The sequence below is a fragment of the Pseudomonas sp. B14(2022) genome, assembly GCF_012030485.1.
Classification (GTDB): Bacteria; Pseudomonadota; Gammaproteobacteria; order Pseudomonadales; family Pseudomonadaceae; genus Aquipseudomonas.
In genome coordinates, this window is record NZ_JAAUVM010000012.1 from 126,437 (window position 1) to 148,874 (window position 22,438).

Genomic DNA, 22,438 nt, shown 5'->3' on the forward strand with positions numbered 1-22,438 from the left:
CCCCCTTGTTGTTTGTCCCCTTTGAAAGAACAACGCCGCCCCCTGTAGGAGCGAGCTTGCTCGCGAAAATCGTCAACGATAACGCGAGCTGCCTGATGCGCCCTTGCGCTCTCGGGTTTTTCGCGAGCAAGCTCGCTCCTGCAGTGTTTGATTTCAGTCCCACCAGATCAGAGAGATTGGATGTGAGCAAGAGAGCCTATAACTTCTGTGCCGGTCCCGCGGCGCTTCCTGAAGCAGTCCTGCAGCGTGCGCAGGGTGAACTCCTCGACTGGCATGGAAAAGGCCTCTCCGTGATGGAAATGAGCCATCGCAGCGATGAGTTCGTGTCCATTGCCACCAAGGCTGAGCAGGATCTGCGCGACTTGCTCGACATCCCATCCAATTACAAAGTGCTGTTTCTGCAAGGCGGCGCGAGCCAACAGTTCGCCCAGATCCCGCTGAACCTGCTGCCGGAAGACGGCACTGCCGACTACATCGACACCGGTATCTGGGGGCAGAAGGCTATTGAAGAGGCCTCGCGCTACGGTCACGTCAATGTGGCCGGCACCGCCAAGCCCTACGACTACTTCGCCATTCCCGGTCAGAACGAATGGAAGCTGTCCAAGGATGCGGCCTACGTGCACTACGTGGCGAACGAAACCATTGGCGGCCTGGAGTTCGACTGGGTGCCGGAAGTCGGCGACGTTCCGCTGGTGTGCGACATGTCCTCGGACATCCTCTCGCGGCCTATCGACGTGTCGCGCTACGGCATGATCTACGCCGGCGCGCAGAAGAACATCGGCCCGAGCGGCATCCTGGTCAACATCGTCCGTGAAGACCTGCTGGGTCGCGCCCGTTCATTGTGCCCGACCATGCTCAACTTCAAGGTCGCAGCCGACAACGGCTCGATGTACAACACCCCGCCGGCCTTCGCCTGGTACCTGTCGGGCCTGGTGTTCGAGTGGTTGAAGGAGCAAGGCGGTGTCGCCGCCATGGGCAAGCTCAACGAAGAGAAGAAGCGCACCCTGTACGACTTCATCGACGCCAGCGGCCTGTACAGCAACCCGATCAACCTGACCGACCGCTCGTGGATGAACGTGCCGTTCCGCCTGGCTGACGACCGCCTGGACAAGCCATTCCTGGCCGGTGCCGACGCGCGTGGCCTGCTGAACCTCAAGGGTCACCGCTCGGTAGGTGGCATGCGCGCCTCCATCTACAACGCTGTCGACATCCACGCGATCAACGCGCTGGTTGCCTACATGGCAGAGTTCGAAAAGGAACACGGCTAATGTCTGAACAAGAACTTAAGGCCCTGCGGGTACGCATTGACAGCCTGGACGAGAAAGTCCTGGAGCTGATCAGTGAGCGTGCGCGCTGCGCCCAGGAAGTGGCACGGGTGAAGATGGCGTCCCTGGCAGAAGGCGAAGTGCCGGTGTTCTACCGGCCGGAGCGTGAAGCCCAGGTGCTCAAGCGCGTAATGGAGCGCAACAAGGGGCCGTTGGGCAACGAAGAGATGGCGCGGTTGTTCCGTGAAATCATGTCGTCGTGCCTGGCGCTGGAGCAGCCACTGAAAGTGGCTTACCTCGGCCCGGAAGGCACCTTCACCCAAGCGGCGGCCATGAAGCACTTCGGCCACGCGGTGATCAGCAAACCAATGGCGGCCATCGACGAGGTGTTCCGTGAAGTGGCGGCCGGCGCGGTGAACTTTGGCGTGGTGCCGGTGGAAAACTCCACCGAAGGTGCGGTTAACCACACGCTGGACAGCTTCCTTGAGCACGATATGGTGATCTGCGGCGAAGTCGAGCTGCGCATCCACCATCACCTGCTGGTGGGTGAGAACACCAAGACCGACAGCATCAGCCGCATCTATTCCCATGCCCAGTCCCTGGCCCAGTGCCGCAAATGGCTGGACGCCCATTACCCGAATGTCGAGCGCGTGGCGGTGTCCAGCAACGCCGAAGCGGCCAAGCGGGTCAAGGGTGAATGGAATTCGGCGGCGATCGCCGGTGATATGGCGGCAGGCCTGTATGGCCTGACGCGCCTGGCCGAGAAAATCGAGGACCGCCCGGACAACTCCACGCGCTTCCTGATGATCGGCAGCCAGGAAGTACCGCCGACCGGCGACGACAAGACTTCGATCATCGTCTCCATGAGCAACAAGCCCGGCGCGCTGCATGAGCTGCTGGTGCCGTTCCACGACAACGGGATTGACCTGACGCGCATCGAGACGCGTCCTTCGCGCAGCGGTAAATGGACCTACGTGTTCTTTATCGACTTCATCGGCCACCACCGCGATCCGCTGGTCAAGGGTGTGCTGGAGAAGATCAGTCAGGAAGCCGTGGCGCTCAAGGTGCTGGGCTCTTACCCGAAAGCGGTTTTGTGAGGCTTTAACATGAGTGGCAACTTCCTCGCCCTGGCTCAGCCGGGCGTGCAACAACTGTCGCCTTACGTTCCGGGTAAGCCTGTGGACGAGCTGGCGCGTGAGTTGAACCTGGATCCTTCCAAGATCGTCAAGCTGGCGAGTAACGAGAATCCACTGGGTCCAAGCTCCAAGGTATTGGCGGCGATTCGCGAAGAGTTGGCCGAGCTGACCCGTTACCCGGACGGCAATGGCTTCGCCCTCAAGTCCCTGCTGGCAGAAACATGCCGGGTCGAGCTGAACCAGGTCACCCTGGGCAACGGTTCCAACGACATCCTCGAACTGGTCGGGCGTGCCTACCTGGCGCCGGGCCTGAACGCCGTGTTCAGCGAGCACGCGTTTGCGGTCTACCCGATCGTCACCCAGGCAGTCGGTGCCGACGCCCGTGTGATTCCCGCCAAGGACTGGGGCCACGACCTGCCGGCCATGCTGGCTGCCATCGATGCCCAGACCCGCGTCGTGTTTATCGCCAACCCGAACAACCCGACCGGCACCTGGTTCGATGCGCAAGCGCTCAACGACTTCCTGCAAGATGTGCCTGAGCATGTGCTGGTGGTGCTGGACGAGGCCTACATCGAGTACGCCGAAGGCAGCGACCTGCCGGACGGCCTGGATTTCCTGGCGGCCTACCCGAACCTGCTGGTGTCGCGCACCTTCTCCAAGGCTTATGGCCTGGCATCGCTGCGGGTTGGCTATGGCCTGTCGACTGCGGTGGTTGCCGATGTGCTGAACCGCGTGCGCCAGCCGTTCAACGTCAACAGCCTTGCCCTGGCGGCGGCCTGTGCGGCGGTGAAGGATGCCGAATACCTTGAAGAAGGTCGTCGCATCAACGCAAGCGGCATGCTGCAGTTGCAGGATGGCTTCCGTGAGCTGGGTCTGGGCTGGATTCCCTCCAAGGGCAACTTCATTTGTGTCGACCTTGGCCAAGTGGCAGCCCCGGTATTCCAGGGGCTGCTGCGCGAAGGTGTGATCGTGCGCCCGGTGGCCAACTACGGCATGCCGAACCACCTGCGGATCACCATCGGCTTGCCGGCTGAAAACAGCCGCTTCCTGGAGGCGTTGGCCAAGGTCCTGGCTCGTGGTTGATGTCACTGCATTGCAACCTGCTGTGCCTATGATCGGTCGCCTGGTGGTGGTAGGGCTGGGCTTGATCGGTGGCTCCTTCGCCAAAGGCCTGCGCGAAAGCGGGCTGTGCGGCGAAGTAGTCGGTGTGGACCTGGACCCGCAATCGCGCAAGCTGGCGGTTGAGTTGGGCGTGGTGGATCGCTGTGAGGCGGACCTGGCGCTGGCGTGCCAGGGCGCTGACGTCATTCAGCTCGCTGTGCCGATCCTGGCGATGGAGAAACTGCTGGCGGTATTGGCCGGCATGGACCTCGGCCAGGCGATCCTGACGGACGTCGGCAGTGCCAAGGGCAATGTGGTACGTGCAGCGCAACAGGCTTTTGGCGGCATGCCGTCGCGTTTTGTGCCGGGCCATCCGATTGCCGGTTCCGAGCAGAGCGGGGTGGAAGCGTCCAATGCGCAGCTGTTCCGCCGCCATAAAGTGATCCTGACGCCGCTGGAGCAAACCGATCCGGCCGCGCTGGCCGTGGTGGATCGTCTCTGGCGTGAACTGGGGGCGGACGTGGAGCATATGCAGGTCGAGCGCCACGACGAAGTGCTGGCGGCGACCAGCCATTTGCCGCATCTGTTGGCATTCGGCCTGGTGGACTCCCTGGCCAAGCGCAACGAAAACCTCGAGATTTTCCGTTACGCCGCCGGTGGCTTCCGCGATTTCACGCGAATTGCCGGCAGCGATCCGGTGATGTGGCACGACATCTTTCTCGCCAATCGCGAAGCGGTGTTGCGCACCCTGGACACCTTCCGCAGTGACCTCGACGCCTTGCGCGACGCGGTCGATGCCGGGGATGGCCATCAACTATTGGGCGTGTTCACCCGTGCGCGGGTGGCGCGTGAGCATTTCAGCAAGATCCTGGCTCGCCGGGCCTATATGGAAACCGCTGTGAACGCCGATGACCTGACCTTCCTCGCCAACCCCGGCGGCCGCTTGAGCGGGCGTATCCGGGTGCCGGGTGACAAGTCGATCTCCCATCGCTCGATCATGCTCGGCTCGTTGGCCGAGGGCGTGACGGAGGTGGAAGGGTTCCTTGAGGGTGAAGACGCCCTGGCGACCCTGCAGGCGTTTCGCGACATGGGCGTGGTGATTGAGGGGCCGCACCATGGGCGCGTGACCATTCATGGTGTGGGCTTGCACGGCTTGAAGCCGGCGCCGGGCCCGATCTACCTGGGCAATTCCGGTACGTCCATGCGCCTGCTGTCCGGTTTGTTGGCGGCGCAACGTTTTGACAGCGTGTTGACCGGCGATGCTTCCCTGTCCAAGCGCCCGATGAACCGCGTGGCCAAGCCATTGCGGGACATGGGCGCGGTGATCGAGACCGGGCCGGAAGGGCGTCCGCCGCTGACCATTCGTGGCGGCCAGGCGCTGAAAGGCCTGACTTATGCGTTGCCGATGGCCAGCGCCCAGGTCAAATCCTGCCTGTTGCTGGCTGGGCTGTATGCCGAAGGTAAAACCGCAGTGACCGAGCCTGCGCCGACCCGTGACCATACCGAGCGTATGCTGCGCGGTTTTGGTTACCCGGTTGCTGTGGAGGGGGCTACTGCATCGGTGGAATCGGGTCATGTACTGACCGCGACCCATATCGAAGTGCCGGGGGACATCTCCTCTTCGGCATTCTTCCTGGTGGCGGCTTCGATTGCCGAAGGCTCCGAGTTGTTGCTGGAGCATGTCGGCATCAACCCGACCCGCACTGGGGTGATCGATATCCTGCGTCTGATGGGGGCAGATATCACCCTGGAAAACCCGCGCGAAGTGGGTGGCGAGCCTGTCGCTGACCTGCGCGTGCGTGCTGCTGCGTTGAAAGGGATCGAGATCCCTGAGGCGCTGGTGCCGTTGGCGATCGACGAGTTCCCGGTGCTGTTCGTCGCGGCGGCCTGCGCTGAAGGGCGAACCGTGTTGCGGGGGGCGCAAGAGTTGCGTGTGAAGGAGTCCGACCGTATCCAGGTCATGGCCGACGGTCTGTTGGCGTTGGGGGTGAAGTGTGAACCGACCCCCGATGGGATTATCATTGACGGTGGCCTGATGGGTGGTGGTGAAGTCCATGCCCATGGCGATCACCGGATTGCCATGGCCTTCAGTGTGGCTTCCCTGCGGGCGGCTGCGCCGATTCGTATCCATGACTGCGCCAATGTTGCTACGTCTTTTCCGAACTTTCTTACACTGTGTGCCCAAGTCGGCATCCGTGTTGCCCAAGAGGCTTAATTGTGAATATCAAAGCACCGGTGATTACCATCGACGGGCCAAGCGGCTCGGGCAAAGGCACGATCGCCGGCATCCTGGCCAAGCGCCTGGGCTGGTGCCTGTTGGATTCCGGCGCGTTGTACCGCCTGCTGGCGTTTGCCGCACGCAACCATGGCGTCGACCTGACCAACGAAGAATCCCTGAAACTGCTGGCCGCGCACCTCGATGTGCAGTTCGTCGGCGCGACGGAAGGTCATCCCCAGCGCATCATCCTGGAAGGGGACGATGTGACCGATGATTTGCGTAACGAGCAGGTCGGCTCCTGGGCCTCTCAGGTTGCCGCGCTGCCGGCTGTGCGTGATGCGCTGTTGCAGCGTCAGCGGGCTTTCCAGGAGCCGCCGGGCCTGGTGGCCGATGGCCGTGACATGGGCACGGTCGTGTTTCCCGAGGCGCCGCTGAAGATTTTCCTGACCGCCAGCGCCGAGGAGCGGGCTCGCCGCCGCTACTTGCAGTTGAAGGGCAAAGTCGATGGTGTTAGTCTGTCGAGTCTGCTAGATGAGATCCGTGCACGCGATGAGCGTGATACCCAGCGCGCAGTAGCCCCGCTCAAGCCGGCGGCTGATGCCATACAGCTGGATTCCACGGAGTTGTCCATCGAGCAGGTGCTGGAACGCATCTTGAGTGAAATCGCCATTCGCGATATCGCCGGGTGATCAAGAAGGCCGCAGGGGACCAGTCATAGTCCTGCGGTGGCTTCTTTTAACTGAAACTGACCCACACCGTCTGGGGTGTGGAGATGGGCGTATTCTTCGCCCTTATCAACAGGAATTAAAATGAGCGAAAGCTTTGCGGAACTCTTTGAAGAAAGCCTAAAAACCCTGAACCTTCAGGCAGGCTCCATCATCACCGGTGTTATCGTTGATATCGATTACCAAGCTCGCTGGGTAACCGTTCACGCTGGTCTGAAGTCTGAAGCTCTGATCCCGCTGGAACAGTTCTACAACGATGCTGGTGATCTGACAATCAATGTCGGTGACGAAGTTCACGTTGCTCTGGACTCGGTTGAAGACGGTTTCGGTGAAACCAAGCTGTCCCGTGAAAAAGCCAAGCGCGCTGAATGCTGGATTGTTCTCGAAGCAGCCTTCGCAGCTGAAGAAGTGGTCAAGGGCGTTATCAACGGTAAGGTTAAAGGCGGCTTCACTGTCGACGTTAACGGCATCCGTGCGTTCCTGCCAGGTTCTTTGGTCGACGTTCGTCCTGTGCGCGACACCACGCACCTGGAAGGCAAAGAACTCGAATTCAAGGTCATCAAGCTCGACCAGAAGCGCAACAACGTTGTCGTTTCCCGTCGCAGCGTCCTGGAAGCAGAGAACTCCGCCGAGCGTGAAGCTCTGCTGGAATCCCTGCAGGAAGGCCAACAAGTCAAAGGTATCGTCAAGAACCTCACCGATTACGGCGCATTCGTCGATTTGGGTGGCGTCGATGGCCTGCTGCACATTACCGACATGGCTTGGAAGCGTATCAAGCATCCTTCCGAAATCGTCAATGTTGGCGACGAGATCGATGTCAAGGTTCTGAAATACGATCGCGAGCGCAATCGTGTTTCCCTGGGCCTGAAGCAGCTGGGTGAAGATCCATGGGTTGCTATCAAAGCCCGTTACCCAGAAAGCACTCGCGTCACCGCGCGTGTTACCAACCTGACTGACTACGGCTGCTTCGCTGAGCTGGAAGAAGGCGTTGAAGGCCTGGTACACGTTTCCGAAATGGACTGGACCAACAAGAACATCCACCCTTCGAAAGTCGTACAAGTCGGCGACGAAGTGGAAGTTATGGTTCTGGACATCGACGAAGAGCGTCGTCGTATCTCCCTGGGCATCAAGCAGTGCAAATCTAACCCATGGGAAGATTTCTCTGGCCAGTTCAACAAGGGCGATAAAATCTCCGGCACCATCAAGTCGATCACCGATTTCGGTATCTTCATTGGTCTGGACGGCGGCATCGACGGCCTGGTTCACCTGTCCGACATCTCCTGGAACGAAGTTGGCGAAGAAGCTGTTCGTCGTTTCAAGAAGGGCGACGAGCTGGACACCGTTATCCTGTCGGTTGACCCAGAGCGCGAGCGCATCTCCCTGGGTATCAAGCAACTGGAAAGCGATCCGTTCTCCGAGTACGTTCAAGAGAACGACAAAGGTGCAATCGTTAAAGGCACTGTGAAAGAAGTTGACGCCAAAGGCGCCATCATCGTTCTGGCCGACGATATCGAAGCGACTCTGAAAGCCTCCGAAATCAGCCGTGACCGCGTTGAAGACGCGCGCAACGTTCTGAAAGAAGGCCAGGAAGTAGAAGCCAAGATCATCAGCGTTGATCGCAAGAGCCGCGTGATCCAACTCTCCATCAAGTCGAAAGACGAAGTGGAAGAGAAAGAAGCCATCCAGAGCCTGAAATCGGCTCCGGAAGCTGCAACAGGCGAGACCACCATGGCCTCCCTGCTGCGCGAAGCAATGGCTAAGCAGAACTAAGTTCTGTAAGGCTGTAAAAAAGGGCGACTTCGGTCGCCCTTTTTTGTGCCTGAAATTCGTTGAATCAACAGGCAAGAACCAAGGTCTGCAGCTTGGTGTCAGAGCTGAATACAGTATTGATAAAGGCGCTCCCGAGTTGTTAAGGATTTCAATGAACAGGCTTATCGTGCTGCTCGCAGTGGTAGCGCTTGCAGGCTGTGCCGCCACCAGCGCCAAAACTCACGCGAGGCGCGGTGTCAGCGGCATTGAGGTCGATTGCTCGGGGTTGGGCAACAACTGGGATAAGTGCGAGAAACGCGCCGCCCGCGAATGCAGGATGCAGGGCTATAAGGTCATCACCAGGTCCAGCGACGCCAAGGACGAAGAGGGTGATTACTTGTTCGGTTGGAACCCTGCAGGAGCGGTCACTCGTACCATGCTCGTGATCTGCAATTGAGTGTGTTGATCGTTCATGGCGAGCCTTATTCAAACAGCAGATAAGTTGATACATGGGCTGTTCAAATTCACCAAGTCATGCTAAAACCTTCGAAGCGCTTTTCCTAGCTGCTTGAAAAAGAAGGGAAAAATATGACGAAGTCGGAGTTGATCGAACGAATTGTCACCCATCAAGGGCTGCTTTCATCCAAGGATGTTGAGCTGGCTATCAAGACCATGCTTGAACAAATGTCGCAATGCCTGGCTACCGGGGATCGTATTGAGATCCGTGGGTTTGGGAGTTTTTCGCTGCACTACCGCGCACCCCGCGTGGGTCGTAATCCGAAGACCGGGCAATCGGTGAGCCTCGATGGCAAATTCGTCCCTCATTTCAAGCCGGGGAAGGAGTTGCGGGATCGGGTGAATGAAGACGAAGAAGAAAACGTCTGAGTGTCTTTGGGGTAGGAGAAGAGTATGCGTGGGATTAAGCGCGTCGTAGTGTTGCTGACAGTGCTGGTGGTTGCACTGGTGGTTATAGCGTTTGTGCTCGAAAACCAGCAGGGCGTGTCTCTCTCGTTCCTTGGCCTGGCGACCGGGCAGGTACCTGTGTCGGTGTTTGTGATCGTGGCGTTGATTGTCGGCATGTTGATAGGGCCATTGTTAGGCGTATTGGTGCGGAGTCGGCGTCATAAGTCTGTTCCTGTAGGGCGTGCCTAGGAGGGGGCTCTGCCGTTCTGCAAAATTCGTGTGCATGCTGAGGCAACCACTCGTCAGAAAATCGCCCATCAATTTCAGCGCCGTCTTGTAATGATGCGACCACCACTCAAGTGGAAATCCCTCGGATTCATTGGGTTTTAGCTCGATAGTTCGGAATTTTCTTTCTGTTTCAAGATTACTCGGGCGTGTTTCATGAGGTTTGGCGCTATATGCTTACGAAAACCTGATGCCTATGTCAATACTTGCAATATGTCAGAGAGATGGCAAAATGAAATCTGTTCTCGATAACGGGCATTTTGTGCGCTCAAAATTTAGCAGCGACGCTGGGTTTTGACGGTCATCTAATTAGAATAAAACACACAATTTTGTCTGCATAACGAGCCCGCAGTTTCTTTTTGAAGGCAGGTTTTTGTTGTGAGTAGTAGCTTTCGCGCCCCCCCTGTTCCCCCTTCCGATGAAATCGACATTTTTGCTCTGGCTCAGGTTGTATGGCAGCAGAAGTGGTTCGTTATGCTTGCTGCTGTCGGCGTTGGTCTTGCTGCGGCCGCTTATGCGTTCTCTGTGACGCCTGAATATAATGTCAGCAGTGTGCTTCGGCCTGCAGCGATCAATGAACTCGATGCGTTGAACCGTTCCGATATCTATCAGTTGCCTCCAAGTGAGGCGCTGAAAAAAGTCGGGGCTTCCCTTGAGTCATACGATACCCGCCTTGGATTTTTTCGTGCAAATCGAAAGTTGTTCGAAGAATTCGAGCGTCCGGGCCGCACATTGGAGCAAAGCTTTGAAGCGTTCAATAAAGACTCGATCAAGCTCGTACTTCCAGATCCGAAAAAAGCCGACTCTCTGAGTGCCTACATTAAGTTGTCGATGGACTATCCAAAAGGAATGGATGGTGTTGCAATCCTTAATGGCTTGATTGATTACGCGATTAGGGTTGAGCGACAGCAGGTGGCTGACGACATGGAAGTTATTATCAAAAACAGGCTGAGTGAAATAGAAGGTAAGTTAGACGCGGCTCGATCCAGCTACGACAACGAAAAAGAAGCAAAAATCGCATCCTTGAACGAAGATGACGCGATACGTCGAGCTCGGCTGCAGGATGAGTTGAAGGCGCTCAGGGCACAACTGAAGATCCTGCGCACGAATCGAATCACGCAGTTGAACGAAGCTATCGGCATAGCCAGGTCGCTGGGCATTAAAAAGCCAGCGACACCTTCTTCCCTGGGCGAATCTGATCGCGGCGGCTCCTCCAGTGTAATGCGCACGGAAATCAATAATCAGCAGATTCCTCTGTATTTCATGGGGGTGGATGCCCTGGAAGCCGAAAAAACAGCGTTGTCGCTGCGTAAGTCTGATGATTTCACCGAGGGGCGAATCGCGCAGATTAGCAAGGAGCTTCAACTGCTCGAGACGAACCGTCAGATCGAAGTGCTGAATCGACGGGAAAATGAAGATATGTTCCTGCGCGATGTAGAGCCTTTGCGCGCTGAGCAGGCTCGGTTGGCCAACCTGAATGTCGATATTAGTCGTATTAAGCTCGTTACCGTTGATCGGCTTGCGCTGGAGCCTTTGGCGCCGGTCAAGCCTCGGAGGGTGCTGGTTGTCACGTTGGGTATGTTGCTGGGCGCGATTCTGGGGATAGGTCTTGTGGTTTTTCGTTACATTATATTTCTGAATATAAATAGTGGCGAAAAGATGGCTCGCCCCATGACGTCTGTGACGATGGATGCTCCTGTTTTAAGTGCTCCCTCTGATCGGTTAGATAAGCGACGCTAATATATGCGCGGGGCTTGAAGGGCATTGATCCCGTCCCGCGGCGAATGCACTTTTGCTAAGCGCTGAATTTAGAGATGAGTTGTCCTCGGTGTGGTGCGTGACTCAGTGCTGGGTATCCTGGTCGCGGGCCGGGCTTTGGATAGATGATACGGCCTGTGTGTTATGCTGGGCGCGTCATTCATTTCCTGTGATTGAGGCGCTTTCTGAAATACACTTGCTCGCAGTTTTTTTTGAATTAATTGTGTCAGGTGTGGGTATAGGCTGACGATAAGGTCTTCGGCGCTAGCGTGTAAGGGCTCTGGAACAAGGGGTTAGCTCTGTTCGTTATGCAGCGCCTGCCATGCAAATACGAATTTGAGTAGATCAACCTAATGCTTGCGCGTAATTTTTTGCAACTCTCCAATATCGCAATCCGCGGATTGACACTGGTCAGCAAGTTTTTGTTGATTTTTTTTCTGGCCCGTTTTCTCGAGCCAGCTGAGTTGGGGGTCTATGGGCTGTTGGTCGCTACAGTTGGTTATTCGCTGTATCTTCTAGGCTTCGATTTTTATACCTATAGCACCCGTGAGTTGCTTAAGCGCAAGCGCCAGGACTGGGGAGGGCTGCTCAAGGCTCAAGGGGCACTTACCTTGATTCTGTACGCGATTTTTTTGCCGCCACTGAGCCTTATCTTTATTAATGATCTACTACCAATGAGTGTCTTTGGTTGGTTTTTTGTTTTGTTGATACTTGAGCATATTAACCAGGAATTGGGCCGCTTGTTAGTCGCAGTTTCCGAACAACTCTGTGCCAGTCTGGTTCTATTTCTCCGCTCGGGGTTATGGGCGGTACTGGTTGCAGGATTGATGTTCTATAGACCAGATATGCGAAGTTTGGATGTTGTGTTCGCCGCCTGGACGCTGGGAGGGCTGGCAGCGCTTGTGTTGGGCGTTCTTCGCGTCAGAAGCATGGGGCTTTCAGGCTGGCGGCAGCAGATTGACTGGGTGTGGATTATCAAAGGACTGAAAGTCGCACTTGCTCTGCTGATTGCAACCCTTGCCATCCGAGGGGTCTTCACGCTGGATCGTTACTGGTTTCAAGAGCTGGCGGGATTGGAGGTGCTCGGTGCCTATGTATTGTTCATGGGTATTAGTATGGCCCTGATGTCATTCCTGGATGCGGGCATATTTGCCTTTATTTACCCAGGATTGATCAGTGCCTATCAACAAAAGAATGAGGTAGGTTTTCGCCGAGGCATGCTCAAATTAATGCTGCAAACGGTCTGCCTGTCCGGTGCATTTACGCTGATTGCGCTGCTGGTTATAGGTCCATTGCTGGCATGGCTTGATAAGCCGCTCTACAGTGAGCAACAGGGGCTTTTCATCTGGATCCTTCTTGCTACAGTATTATATGCGATCGGCATGATTCCTCATTACGGGCTATATGCGCAGGGTCGCGATAGACCGATTATTTATAGCCACGTTGTCAGCTTGATTGTTTTCATTCTGGCAACTTGGAGTTTTGCCCAACACTGGCCGCACTTGGCGGTGCCGCTAGGGTTGTGCGTCAGCTTTTTTTGCGTATTGTGTTGGAAATCATGGAGTTTTCATCGCCTGACTCCAGCACCTTACCGTCTATTTCAATCCTGACTCTATTCAGGACGCAACCAAGGGACGCGACAATGTTCACCGATAAAACCATTCTCATCACCGGCGGTACCGGTTCTTTTGGCAACACATTTGTGCCGATGACCCTCGCCAAGTATAACCCAAAGAAAATCATCATTTTTTCCCGGGATGAAATGAAACAGTGGGATATGGCCAAAAAGTTTGAAGGTGACCCACGTGTTCGGTTCTTTATCGGCGATGTTCGTGACAAGGAGCGTTTGTATCGCGCCCTGGATGGTGTCGACTATGTCGTTCATGCGGCTGCTACCAAGATCGTGCCTACGGCTGAGTACAACCCGTTCGAATGCATCAAGACCAACATCAACGGTGCTATGAACCTGATTGATGCGTGCATCGACAAAGGTGTCAAACGTGTTGTTGCATTGTCCACCGACAAAGCCAGCAGTCCAATTAATCTGTATGGCGCTACCAAGCTGGCGTCGGACAAGCTGTTCGTAGCTGGTAACTCTTACGCGGGTGGGCATGAAACGCGCATGGCGGTAGTCCGCTATGGCAATGTAATGGGTTCTCGCGGCTCAGTAATTCCGTTCTTCATGTCGATCAAGGACAAAGGTGAGTTGCCGATCACCGATGACCGTATGACTCGGTTTATGATCTCCCTGGAAGAGGGCGTTGAACTGGTTTGGCATGCCTTCGAAGACATGGAAGGGGGCGAAATCTACGTGAAGAAGATTCCGTCAATGAAAGTGACTGATCTGGCCCGCGTCGTTGCACCAGAAGCGACGCAAAAAATCGTTGGTATCCGTCCTGGTGAAAAGCTACATGAGCAAATGATCAGCGCCGAGGATTCCTATTACACTTATGAATACCCGGAGCACTTCAAAATCCTGCCAGTGATAAATGAGTGGGCGACTTGTCCGAAACGTATCAAGGATGGCACGAAGGTCCCTGAAGGTTTCGTTTACTCAAGTGATAACAATACCGATTGGATGAGTGACGATGATTTACAGAACTGGATCACTCTCAACGAAAACAAGATCGGGAGCATCTGATTCATGATTCCCTACGGTCGCCAAGACATAACTCAAGCTGACATCGATGCGGTGGTTGGAGTATTGCAATCCGACTTCCTTACGCAGGGGCCTATGGTGCCTCGCTTCGAGCAGCAAGTTGCCCAGCACGTAGGCGCTACCCATGCGCTCGCGGTAAACAGTGCTACTTCGGCACTGCATATAGCTTGCCTGGCACTGGGTCTTGGCCCTGGCGACCGTTTGTGGACCAGTCCTGTCACTTTCGTGGCCTCGGCTAACTGCGGTCTGTATTGCGGCGCACAGGTTGACTTCGTGGATATTGATCCGCGTACCTACAACCTGTGCCCTCAAGCGTTGTCCCGCAAGCTGGAGCAGGCCGAGCAAGAAGGTACATTGCCCAAAGTCGTTGTGGCGGTTCATCTCTGCGGTCAGCCTTGCGATATGCAGGCGATCCATGCGTTGGCCAAACGGTACGGATTCAAAGTCATCGAAGACGCCTCGCATGCCATTGGCGGTAAATATCAGGGCGAATTTATCGGTAATGGAAAATACAGCGACATTACCGTATTCAGTTTCCACCCGGTCAAAATCATCACCACCGCTGAGGGCGGCATGGCTTTGACCAACGATGCCGATCTGGCGAATAGAATGGTGCTGCTACGCAGTCACGGTATCACCCGTGATCCGGACCAAATGACGCACGAGTCAGACGGCCCCTGGTACTACCAGCAGATTGACCTGGGCTTCAATTATCGGATGACCGAACTGCAGGCTGCCTTAGGCGTCAGCCAGATGGAGCGTCTGGATCAATACATTGCTCGACGACATCAATTGGCAGAGCGCTACGATGATTTACTGGCTTCGCTACCAGTGACTACGCCATGGCAGCATGCCGACAGTTACTCCGGTTTGCATCTCTATGTAATTCGTTTGCAATTGGAAAAAATCGCCAAGACTCACCGCCAGGTATTTGAGTCCTTGCGAGAACAAGGGATTGGCGTGAACCTGCATTACATCCCGGTCCATACGCAACCTTATTACGCGGATATGGGCTTCAAGCCTGAAGATTTTCCAGGGGCGCAAAACTACTACCGTGAAGCTATCAGCATTCCGATGTTCCAGACCATGAGTAATGAGCAGCAGGATCAGGTGGTGGCGGCTTTAGTCAGGGCTTTGCAAGTATGAAACTGGCGGTCATTCCTGCCCGGGGTGGCAGCAAGCGTATCCCGCGAAAAAACATCAAGATATTTTGTGGTAAGCCGATGATTGCCTGGTCGATTGAGGCTGCGTTACAAAGCGGCTGCTTTGATAAGGTAATTGTCTCCACAGACGATGAAGAGATTGCTGAGGTCGCCCGTCAATACGGGGCCAGTGTTCCCTTCATGCGTCCTGCGGAGCTGTCTGACGATTACACGGGAACCATTCCGGTGATACGGCAGGCCATCGAGTGGTGTAACGCGAATGGATTTGACCCCCAGCAGGTGTGCTGTCTATACGCAACCGCACCTTTTATCAGCCCCGAAGATCTTCGCCGCGGTTTGGGCATTCTTGAACAGACAGGCTGCCAATATGCGTTTTCGGCCACAAGTTATGCCTTTCCAATACAACGGGCAATTCGCCTGACGGGCAGCGGGCACGTTGAAATGTTCAATGCTGAGCATTTCAATACCCGCTCTCAGGACCTTGAAGAAAGCTATCACGACGCAGGGCAATTCTACTGGGGATTGGCCGGTGCCTGGCTGCAAGAAAGAATGATATTCAGCCCTGACTCCAGTGTCGTGCTTTTGCCGCGCCATCGCGTGCAGGACATCGATACACCTGAAGATTGGATTCGTGCGGAGTGGCTATACAAAGCTTTCCACGCTGAGTTGACTCCACCGTGAAAGCCATGAAAGTCGTATTCCGGGCCGATGCCTCGCTGCAGATAGGCAGTGGGCATGTCATGCGCTGTCTAACATTAGCGGAGGCCCTTAAATCCGAGGGGGCTGAGTGCCATTTCATTTGCAGAGAGCATCCAGGTCACTTACTCAACCTGATTCGTGCTAAGGGCTTTAGTGCCTACAGCTTGAACTATACAGTCGCCTCGGCAGTTGACAATGAAAGTGCTGCTGGGCAAGTGGTGCATGCTCATTGGTTGGGCGCAACTCAGCTTCATGATGCAAAAGCCAGCGCAACTATTCTTCAGGTGCTTAAACCGGACTGGTTGATCGTCGATCATTACGCGCTAGATGCTTACTGGGAGGTCTTGCTGCGGGAGCACTTCACCAAGCTCCTGGTGATTGATGATCTGGCAGATCGCAGTCATATCTGCGACCTGCTTGTTGATCAAAACCTAGGTCGTACCGAACGGGATTACGAGGAGTTGGTTTCCAGTGATTGCCAGTTGCTGATCGGTGCGCGGTATGCACTCTTGCGTCCCGAATTCTTGAAGCTTCGCACGCGAAGCCTCAAACGACGGCTCAAACCACAGCTTGCACATATTCTGATTTCGATGGGAGGCGTTGATCAGCAAAACGCAACTGGCGCAGTTTTGCGAGCTTTGAAATCGTGCCCCCTGCCAGAAAACTGCACAATCAGTGTAATTATGGGGCCCAAGGCTCCTTGGATAGATGACGTTGTTGAAGTTGCTCATGATATGCCATGGCCAACTGAAGTGCGTCTAAACGTAACTGATATGGGTGAGCGCATGACCTCTGCTGATCTTGTAATTGGTGCTGCGGGGGGAAGCTCTTGGGAGCGATGTTGCCTTGGCGTCCCGACCATTCTAGTGATATTGGCGGACAACCAGAAATCGGGTGCCAGCGCACTGGAACAATCCGGAAGCGCTGCACTGATTGGTCAAGTCATTGACATCCCCAGAGGCTTGTCAGCTGCAGTTTGCGCTCTTACACATGGAAGCATATTGCAGGTAATGAGTAAAAACGCCAGCAAAATCAGCGACGGTTTAGGCGTTCAACGAGTGATTAAAAGCATGAGTTATAGGGATGAGTGATTCTCAGCTTGATATTTTAGCAATGCGCGTAATGACTCCGAATGATCTGGATGCAGTCCTTGGCTGGCGCAATCATCCTGATATCCGTCGTTATATGTACACGCAGCACGAGATTACTCTCATCGAGCATCGTGCTTGGTTTGACCGCGCTACTCAAGACCCTCATAAAAATCTGCTGATGTTCGAGGTGAACGGGATCGCCAAAGGTTTCGTGAATATTAGTGAAAAGGCAACATCTGGGGTAGCGGATTGGGGATTCTATATCGCGCCTGAAGCTGCGAAAGGCACTGGGCGTAAATTAGGCCAGACGGCCTTGTATTATGCTTTCCATACCCTTGGTTTACATAAGGTTTGTGGGCAGGCACTTGCGTTTAATGAGCGCTCAATAAAGTTTCATCGCAATCTCGGGTTTCAACAGGAAGGCGTACTGCGTGATCAGTACTACGACGGTAAAAATTATCACGCAGTCATCTGCTTTGGATTGTTGAGCACTGAATGGCAGCCGAAAACATGAGAGTTAAGAATATGCAGAACCCTAGTATCAGCATTGCGGGTCGGAAAATTGGTGCCGATGAGCCTCCTTATGTCATTGCCGAGTTATCTGCTAACCATAACGGCAAATTTGAAACTGCATTGAAAATAATTGAAGAGGCCAAGAAAGCTGGTGCTGACGCGGTCAAGCTGCAGACCTACACTGCTGATACCATTACCCTGAATTGTGGCTCCAAGGATTTCAAGATCAGCGGTGGGTTATGGGACGGACGAACGCTATACGAGCTCTATCAAGAAGCGCATATGCCGTGGGAGTGGCACGCACCACTTTTCGAGTATGCTCGAAAACTAGGGATCACAATCTTCAGTTCGCCCTTCGACACCACGGCAGTCGACTTGCTCGAAGGGTTAAATACACCGGCCTATAAAATTGCATCTTTTGAAGCTATCGATTTGCCTCTGATCAAATATGTTGCCAGTACTGGTAAACCGATGATCATTTCTACCGGTATGGCCGACGCGGAAGAAATCGCGGAAGCGATCGAAGCTGCCCGTGAAGGCGGTTGCAAAGAGCTTGCTATCCTTCATTGCGTAAGTGGTTATCCCGCCCCGGCGCACGACTACAATTTGCGAACCATACCAGACATGATGCAACGTCATGGCTTGGTTACAGGTTTGTCTGATCATACGTTAGACAACACTACGGCAATTACCAGTGTTGCGTTGGGGGCCTCTATCATTGAGAAGCACTTTACCCTTGATCGTAGCGGTGGTGGCCCAGATGACAGCTTTTCGCTTGAGCCTGCAGAGCTTGTGGCTTTGTGCCGGGATAGCAAAACGGCATGGGCTGCATTGGGCAAGGTTGATTATGGTAGAAAATCTAGTGAACAAGGAAATGTGCAGTTTCGACGGTCGTTGTATTTTGTCAGTGCGATAAATAAAGGTGATGTAATTCAAGCTGGAATGATCCGTAGTGTGAGGCCGGGATTTGGTCTGGCGCCTAAGCATATAGATAGTGTAATTGGTAAGCGAGCGAGTTTCGATATAAAGGCTAATACGCCAGTAGATTTGGGTTTTCTGAGTAGCGAATAATACATTTGAATTTTTAAGTTTGTATTGGTGTGTGGCTATATATTTATATGGGCTGATTCGTGTTTTCGCTGAGCTAGTTGTATATGGTAGTGGTTAAGTATTCATGCTGGTCTATCTTATGTTGAAAATTGTTTTTTGTGGGGGCGTTAATGAATAAAAATATCTGTTTCGTGGCAAATCAAAGCAAAACCAAGTTTTTTCAAGGTGTTGCTAAAGAGTTGTTGGGGCTTGGTGTAAACATATACTGGATAACGGTTAGTGACAAAATAAAAGTTCAGCTTCAGCATGAGTATGGCGCTGATAATGTTTTAAGTTTGGATCGTCATGTAGAGGGAGATCCTGTAGGTGACTTTAAATTAAATGAGATAGTGTTGAGTGATAGGTCACTAAGAGAGCAACAGTCGTGGGCTTTTAATTACTTGAATGGAATCCAATCTCCGATATTTAATTTTATTAAAAAACATAAAATTGTTGCCATTTTTGGAGAGGTCACTTGGGGGCACGAAATGCTCATACTCCGGATGACAAAAAAGCTGTCTGAGCTTGACTGCCAGTACATTACGCCCCACACGGTGCGCATACCTTCTGGGTATTTTGGCTTCTTTACCGACGAAGAACAATCGGAGTTAATACCCAGGCCAATAGGTATGGATTATGAACTAATAAAAGTTGAATTAGTGAAGCCGGACTATCTGCATTTGAATGACAAAATAGTTGATAGGTACTATTCGCTAATACAACGATTAAAAAGAGTGGTTGGTTTTGTTTTTAATAAAAATTATGAGGCGGGTAATCCTTGTATGTATCATGCCAAGCTAAAGAAAGTAGCTGTTCATCTGCGGCGGGAGGTTAACAGAGAGCTATATAGATTTGTTCGAAAACAGAAGGTTAGTGCGAATTTAGGTGATGCTAGCTATGTGTTTTATCCACTGCACAAGCAACCTGAAGCGTCGGTCGATGTGATAGGTCGTTACTATGATGATCAATATACAAATATTTTAAATATCTGGCGCGGGTTGCCAGATGGCTGGATGTTGTTTGTGAAGGAACATAGCAATGCTGTTGGTGATAGGTCGATTTTTTTCTATGAAAAAATTGCCAGGCTCAATAATGTTTTAATTATTGGGGCGGCGGAGGATAGTCATGAGTTGATTAAGAACGCGGCTACGGTAGTTACCGTCTCAGGGACAGCCGCTTATGAGGCTGCATTGCTGGGCAAGTCATCCCTCACCTTTGCGAAAACATTTTTTAATAAGTTGGCGTTATGTGATCAGATTACACTAGATCAGCTTCGCTTGTCTTCGCTAAAAAAAATTATTGATGAGCAAGAAGTTGTTAGCAGTAACAAGTTGAATCTGGCGCAGTATGAGGATTGGTTGTCGGCTAGGATATTTAAAGGGGTAATTAGTGATCCTGATTCGAATCCTGCGTGCATGTTGCGCGAAAATTTGATACGTGTCGCACAAGCTTGTAAGGTAGTGATTCCGTAATGATTTTGCTTAAAACTGATATTTTGCTCTTGTCGGATTCGCAGGATGTGGTAAGTCCTGGGTTGATCCTGCATTACATTGGCTGACTAAGTGATTTATGAGGTTTTTGAACGCATGATTAATAACAAAGCACATTGTATTGATGGGCGTGCGTTATTGTCCTTGCTCTTAGTGATTTTTTTGCCTAATTTTGTATATGTTGTCTTTGAGACGTCGTCTCTTGCGGTGGGGCTGGTACTTGCCTCCGTTTTAATGGTGGCTATAAACCATATGCAATTAAGCTCGCTTCATCGGAAGACTTTTGTTGTTGTTTTAACTCTCTCTTTGTTGCTGGTTTCGCATGCGTGTTATATGTTTTATATTAGTGGTGAGGTGAGGGCTCTTTCAACTATTTGGTTGGTCGCTATTTTTTTAACCGTCCCGATACTATCGGTTAGACTTGTTAAGTTGAACTATTTTGACCTCGAGTTAGTGTTTAGATTCTTAGTTTGCTCGCTCTCTGTAATTGGTTGGGTTGGGCTTGTATATGTTTTTTTGTTTGTTGGGTTTGGGCAAAAAATAAAATATCCATTCCCTTTTTCAGAACCTAGTTTTTTTGCTCTATGTTATGGGATTTTTTCCGTGGGTTACTGCTGTGTGGCATCTAGTAGGTTTTCAGTCTGTATAATAATCAATTTAGTGTTATTTGCTATATTGTTCCCTAGTCTTACTTTCCTAGTGTTTTCTGTGATTATATGCTTGGTGATGTTTTTTAGGCTGAGATCGTTTTATTTTTTAATTGGTTTGTTTATTTTGCCAGTGGTATTTTTTGCTGTTGGTTATTTTGTTATTTCAGATATAGAGTACTTTTCAGATCGATTGAAATTTTCGGATACTGAGAATATTACGACGCTGGTTTGGCTTCAGGGGTGGGATTTAAGTTATTTGAATTTTTTTTCTACCGATGGGCGCGGACTTGGCATGCAGATGCTTGGTGAAGATGGAAGTCAGCTGGGTGAGATATCATATAAGTTGGAGCGGCTGACTGGGAAGTTGATGAATGTTTCCAGTGGTGGATTTCTGGCATCTAAAATTATTAGTGAACTTGGTCTAGTGGGTTTGGCGATTTCATGCTTATATGTGATGTTTTTGTTGTGGTTTAGTTTGACGTTGGTAATGGGGCGGGATCACAGTAGTCAAGACGGAGAGGCGAAAAGAAAGTTGATTTTGCAGGGGGTTGTGTTTGGCTACGTGGTTGAGTTTTTCTTTAGAGGTTATGGGTATTTTTCTCCTAATCTCTATGTCGTGGTGGCAGCAGTGATGGCTCTCTATCATATAAATACTAAAGAGATTTTGGTCGGCCGGTCTTCTCTGGGCGTTTCATGCTCTAAAGACGTCTGATGATTGTATGGTGGGGAGGTGTGTGAGTGTAGCTTCGTAAAGTACTCGGTTCGGTGATTGTTGTGTTGCATGGTTTAGATAGTATTATGGGAATTTAAGTTGTTGCTTGAGAGGAAGCGAAATGCGCATTGCGATGGATTATCAAATTTTCTGCTTGCAGGCTTATGGGGGTATTTCCAGGTACTTCGTGCGCTTGGCTGAGCAGTTTTCTGAGCGGTCGGAAACTGTGCGGATATTTTCTCCGCTACATTGTAATGAGTATTTAGATGGATTAACGCCCTCGTTGGTTGATGGGCGACGTATAGTCTCCTCTGCTTCTAAAACAATGCGCTTGACTCTCCCTTACAATAACTTCATAAGTGGTCGAAAAATTTCAGTTTGGCAGCCAGATATTTTACACGAAACGTACTACTCTTTTTTTAATAAAAAGCCACAAAAAAAACCTGTTGTTATCACTGTCTACGACATGGTTCACGAGATTTTCCCTGATCAATTTTCCCGTCTCGGAAATATATCCCTACGTAAGAGGAATGCTGTACAGCGTGCTGATCATATTATTTGTATTTCCGAGAGTACGCGTCGAGACCTTATTCGGCTGTTTGATGTTGATGATGCTAAGGTCTCAGTAGTTTACTTGGGATTTGATAAATTTAGCTATCAACCGTCAAGCGATCATTCGATTGAATCCAGAATAGTGAATCCGTATTTGCTCTTTGTTGGTAATCGAGGAGGATACAAGAACTTTGCTGGGTTTTTAAAGGCATTTTCTTTGTCAGATCGATTGAAGGAGAATTTTGATATCATATCCTTCGGTGGTGGTGCGTTTACTCCTGATGAGAAAAGTTTAATAGCTGACTTAGGCTTGTCTGCTTCCAAAGTCAGGCAGCTGGCGGGCGGCGACGATACACTCGGGAATCTATATCGCGGAGCTGCTATTTTTGTGTATCCTTCGCTGTATGAAGGGTTCGGCTTACCACCTCTCGAAGCTATGGCAAATGATTGTCCGGTTGCACTTAGTAGCACTAGTTCTATGCCAGAGGTAGTAGGCGAAGCGGGAGCCTATTTTGACCCCTCTTCAGTAGAGGATATGTCATCGGTTATAGAGAAACTTGCATTCTCCCCATCACTTTCGCGAGCGCTGATAGAAAATGGGCGAGAGAGATTGAAGAAGTTTTCTTGGGAAAATTGTGCTGAACAAACTTTGGCGGTATATAGGGGATTGATGAGGTGAA

At 52.2% G+C, this 22,438-nt stretch carries 20 protein-coding genes; all 20 read left to right on the forward strand.

Annotation, left to right across the window (positions count from 1 at the left end; translation table 11 throughout):
* Window positions 1-182: 182 nt before the first annotated feature.
* The 20 genes from serC to HCF10_RS18770 all read left to right on the forward strand — a co-directional run bounded on the left by serC (window position 183) and on the right by HCF10_RS18770 (window position 22,437).
* The gene (serC, locus tag HCF10_RS18675) at window positions 183-1,268 is read left to right on the forward strand and encodes a 3-phosphoserine/phosphohydroxythreonine transaminase (protein ID WP_053132455.1); all 1,086 of its coding nucleotides are present in this window, start codon (window positions 183-185) and stop codon (window positions 1,266-1,268) included.
* Window positions 1,268-2,362: a prephenate dehydratase gene (gene pheA / locus HCF10_RS18680; RefSeq protein WP_003172650.1), complete on the forward strand. Its 1,095-nt coding sequence runs from the start codon at window positions 1,268-1,270 to the stop codon at window positions 2,360-2,362. Before serC ends, pheA begins: the two co-directional genes overlap by 1 nt.
* Window positions 2,363-2,371: 9 nt before the next feature.
* Window positions 2,372-3,484 carry a histidinol-phosphate transaminase gene (hisC, locus tag HCF10_RS18685; protein ID WP_131698995.1) on the forward strand — a complete coding sequence of 371 codons (1,113 nt, stop codon included), beginning with the start codon at window positions 2,372-2,374 and terminating at the stop codon, window positions 3,482-3,484.
* A 28-nt stretch (window positions 3,485-3,512) separates the two neighbouring features.
* On the forward strand, window positions 3,513-5,717 hold the full coding sequence (locus tag HCF10_RS18690; protein ID WP_237683149.1) for a bifunctional prephenate dehydrogenase/3-phosphoshikimate 1-carboxyvinyltransferase: 2,205 nt from the start codon (window positions 3,513-3,515) through the stop codon (window positions 5,715-5,717).
* A 2-nt stretch (window positions 5,718-5,719) separates the two neighbouring features.
* Window positions 5,720-6,409 (forward strand): (d)CMP kinase, encoded by a 690-nt coding sequence (cmk, locus tag HCF10_RS18695; protein WP_003172653.1) that lies wholly within the window; start codon window positions 5,720-5,722, stop codon window positions 6,407-6,409.
* 120 nt (window positions 6,410-6,529) lie between these two features.
* The gene (rpsA, locus tag HCF10_RS18700; protein WP_027604177.1) at window positions 6,530-8,215 is read left to right on the forward strand and encodes a 30S ribosomal protein S1; all 1,686 of its coding nucleotides are present in this window, start codon (window positions 6,530-6,532) and stop codon (window positions 8,213-8,215) included.
* A 151-nt stretch (window positions 8,216-8,366) separates the two neighbouring features.
* A complete protein-coding gene (locus HCF10_RS18705) occupies window positions 8,367-8,651 on the forward strand; it encodes a hypothetical protein (RefSeq protein WP_145334801.1) in 285 nt (94 codons plus the stop codon).
* A 131-nt stretch (window positions 8,652-8,782) separates the two neighbouring features.
* A complete protein-coding gene (gene ihfB, locus HCF10_RS18710) occupies window positions 8,783-9,079 on the forward strand; it encodes an integration host factor subunit beta (protein ID WP_017848846.1) in 297 nt (98 codons plus the stop codon).
* Window positions 9,080-9,103: 24 nt separating this feature from the next.
* A complete protein-coding gene (locus HCF10_RS18715) occupies window positions 9,104-9,346 on the forward strand; it encodes a LapA family protein (RefSeq protein WP_167656139.1) in 243 nt (80 codons plus the stop codon).
* A 414-nt stretch (window positions 9,347-9,760) separates the two neighbouring features.
* The gene (locus HCF10_RS18720) at window positions 9,761-11,122 is read left to right on the forward strand and encodes a Wzz/FepE/Etk N-terminal domain-containing protein (protein WP_167656140.1); all 1,362 of its coding nucleotides are present in this window, start codon (window positions 9,761-9,763) and stop codon (window positions 11,120-11,122) included.
* 371 nt (window positions 11,123-11,493) lie between these two features.
* Window positions 11,494-12,750, forward strand: a complete 1,257-nt coding sequence (locus tag HCF10_RS18725) for a lipopolysaccharide biosynthesis protein (RefSeq protein ID WP_167656141.1) — start codon at window positions 11,494-11,496, stop codon at window positions 12,748-12,750.
* Window positions 12,751-12,782: 32 nt separating this feature from the next.
* Window positions 12,783-13,781, forward strand: coding sequence for a UDP-N-acetylglucosamine 4,6-dehydratase (inverting) (gene pseB, locus HCF10_RS18730; RefSeq protein WP_167656142.1), 999 nt, complete (start codon window positions 12,783-12,785; stop codon window positions 13,779-13,781).
* Between the two features lie 3 nt (window positions 13,782-13,784).
* Window positions 13,785-14,945, forward strand: a complete 1,161-nt coding sequence (gene pseC, locus HCF10_RS18735) for a UDP-4-amino-4,6-dideoxy-N-acetyl-beta-L-altrosamine transaminase (protein WP_167656143.1) — start codon at window positions 13,785-13,787, stop codon at window positions 14,943-14,945.
* Window positions 14,942-15,643, forward strand: a complete 702-nt coding sequence (gene pseF / locus HCF10_RS18740; RefSeq protein ID WP_167656144.1) for a pseudaminic acid cytidylyltransferase — start codon at window positions 14,942-14,944, stop codon at window positions 15,641-15,643. Before pseC ends, pseF begins: the two co-directional genes overlap by 4 nt.
* 5 nt (window positions 15,644-15,648) lie before the next feature.
* Window positions 15,649-16,752, forward strand: a complete 1,104-nt coding sequence (gene pseG / locus HCF10_RS18745) for a UDP-2,4-diacetamido-2,4,6-trideoxy-beta-L-altropyranose hydrolase (protein WP_167656145.1) — start codon at window positions 15,649-15,651, stop codon at window positions 16,750-16,752.
* On the forward strand, window positions 16,745-17,266 hold the full coding sequence (pseH, locus tag HCF10_RS18750; RefSeq protein ID WP_237683145.1) for a UDP-4-amino-4,6-dideoxy-N-acetyl-beta-L-altrosamine N-acetyltransferase: 522 nt from the start codon (window positions 16,745-16,747) through the stop codon (window positions 17,264-17,266). The genes pseG and pseH overlap by 8 nt, the downstream gene beginning before the upstream one ends.
* Window positions 17,248-18,336, forward strand: a complete 1,089-nt coding sequence (pseI, locus tag HCF10_RS18755) for a pseudaminic acid synthase (protein ID WP_443200915.1) — start codon at window positions 17,248-17,250, stop codon at window positions 18,334-18,336. The genes pseH and pseI overlap by 19 nt, the downstream gene beginning before the upstream one ends.
* A gap of 149 nt (window positions 18,337-18,485) precedes the next feature.
* Window positions 18,486-19,826, forward strand: coding sequence for a hypothetical protein (locus HCF10_RS18760; protein ID WP_167656146.1), 1,341 nt, complete (start codon window positions 18,486-18,488; stop codon window positions 19,824-19,826).
* Between the two features lie 114 nt (window positions 19,827-19,940).
* Window positions 19,941-21,206, forward strand: a complete 1,266-nt coding sequence (locus tag HCF10_RS18765; RefSeq protein WP_167656147.1) for a hypothetical protein — start codon at window positions 19,941-19,943, stop codon at window positions 21,204-21,206.
* Between the two features lie 121 nt (window positions 21,207-21,327).
* Entirely contained in the window at window positions 21,328-22,437 is a 1,110-nt protein-coding gene (locus HCF10_RS18770; RefSeq protein ID WP_167656148.1) for a glycosyltransferase family 4 protein, read from the forward strand.
* The last annotated feature ends 1 nt before the right edge of the window (window position 22,438 follow it).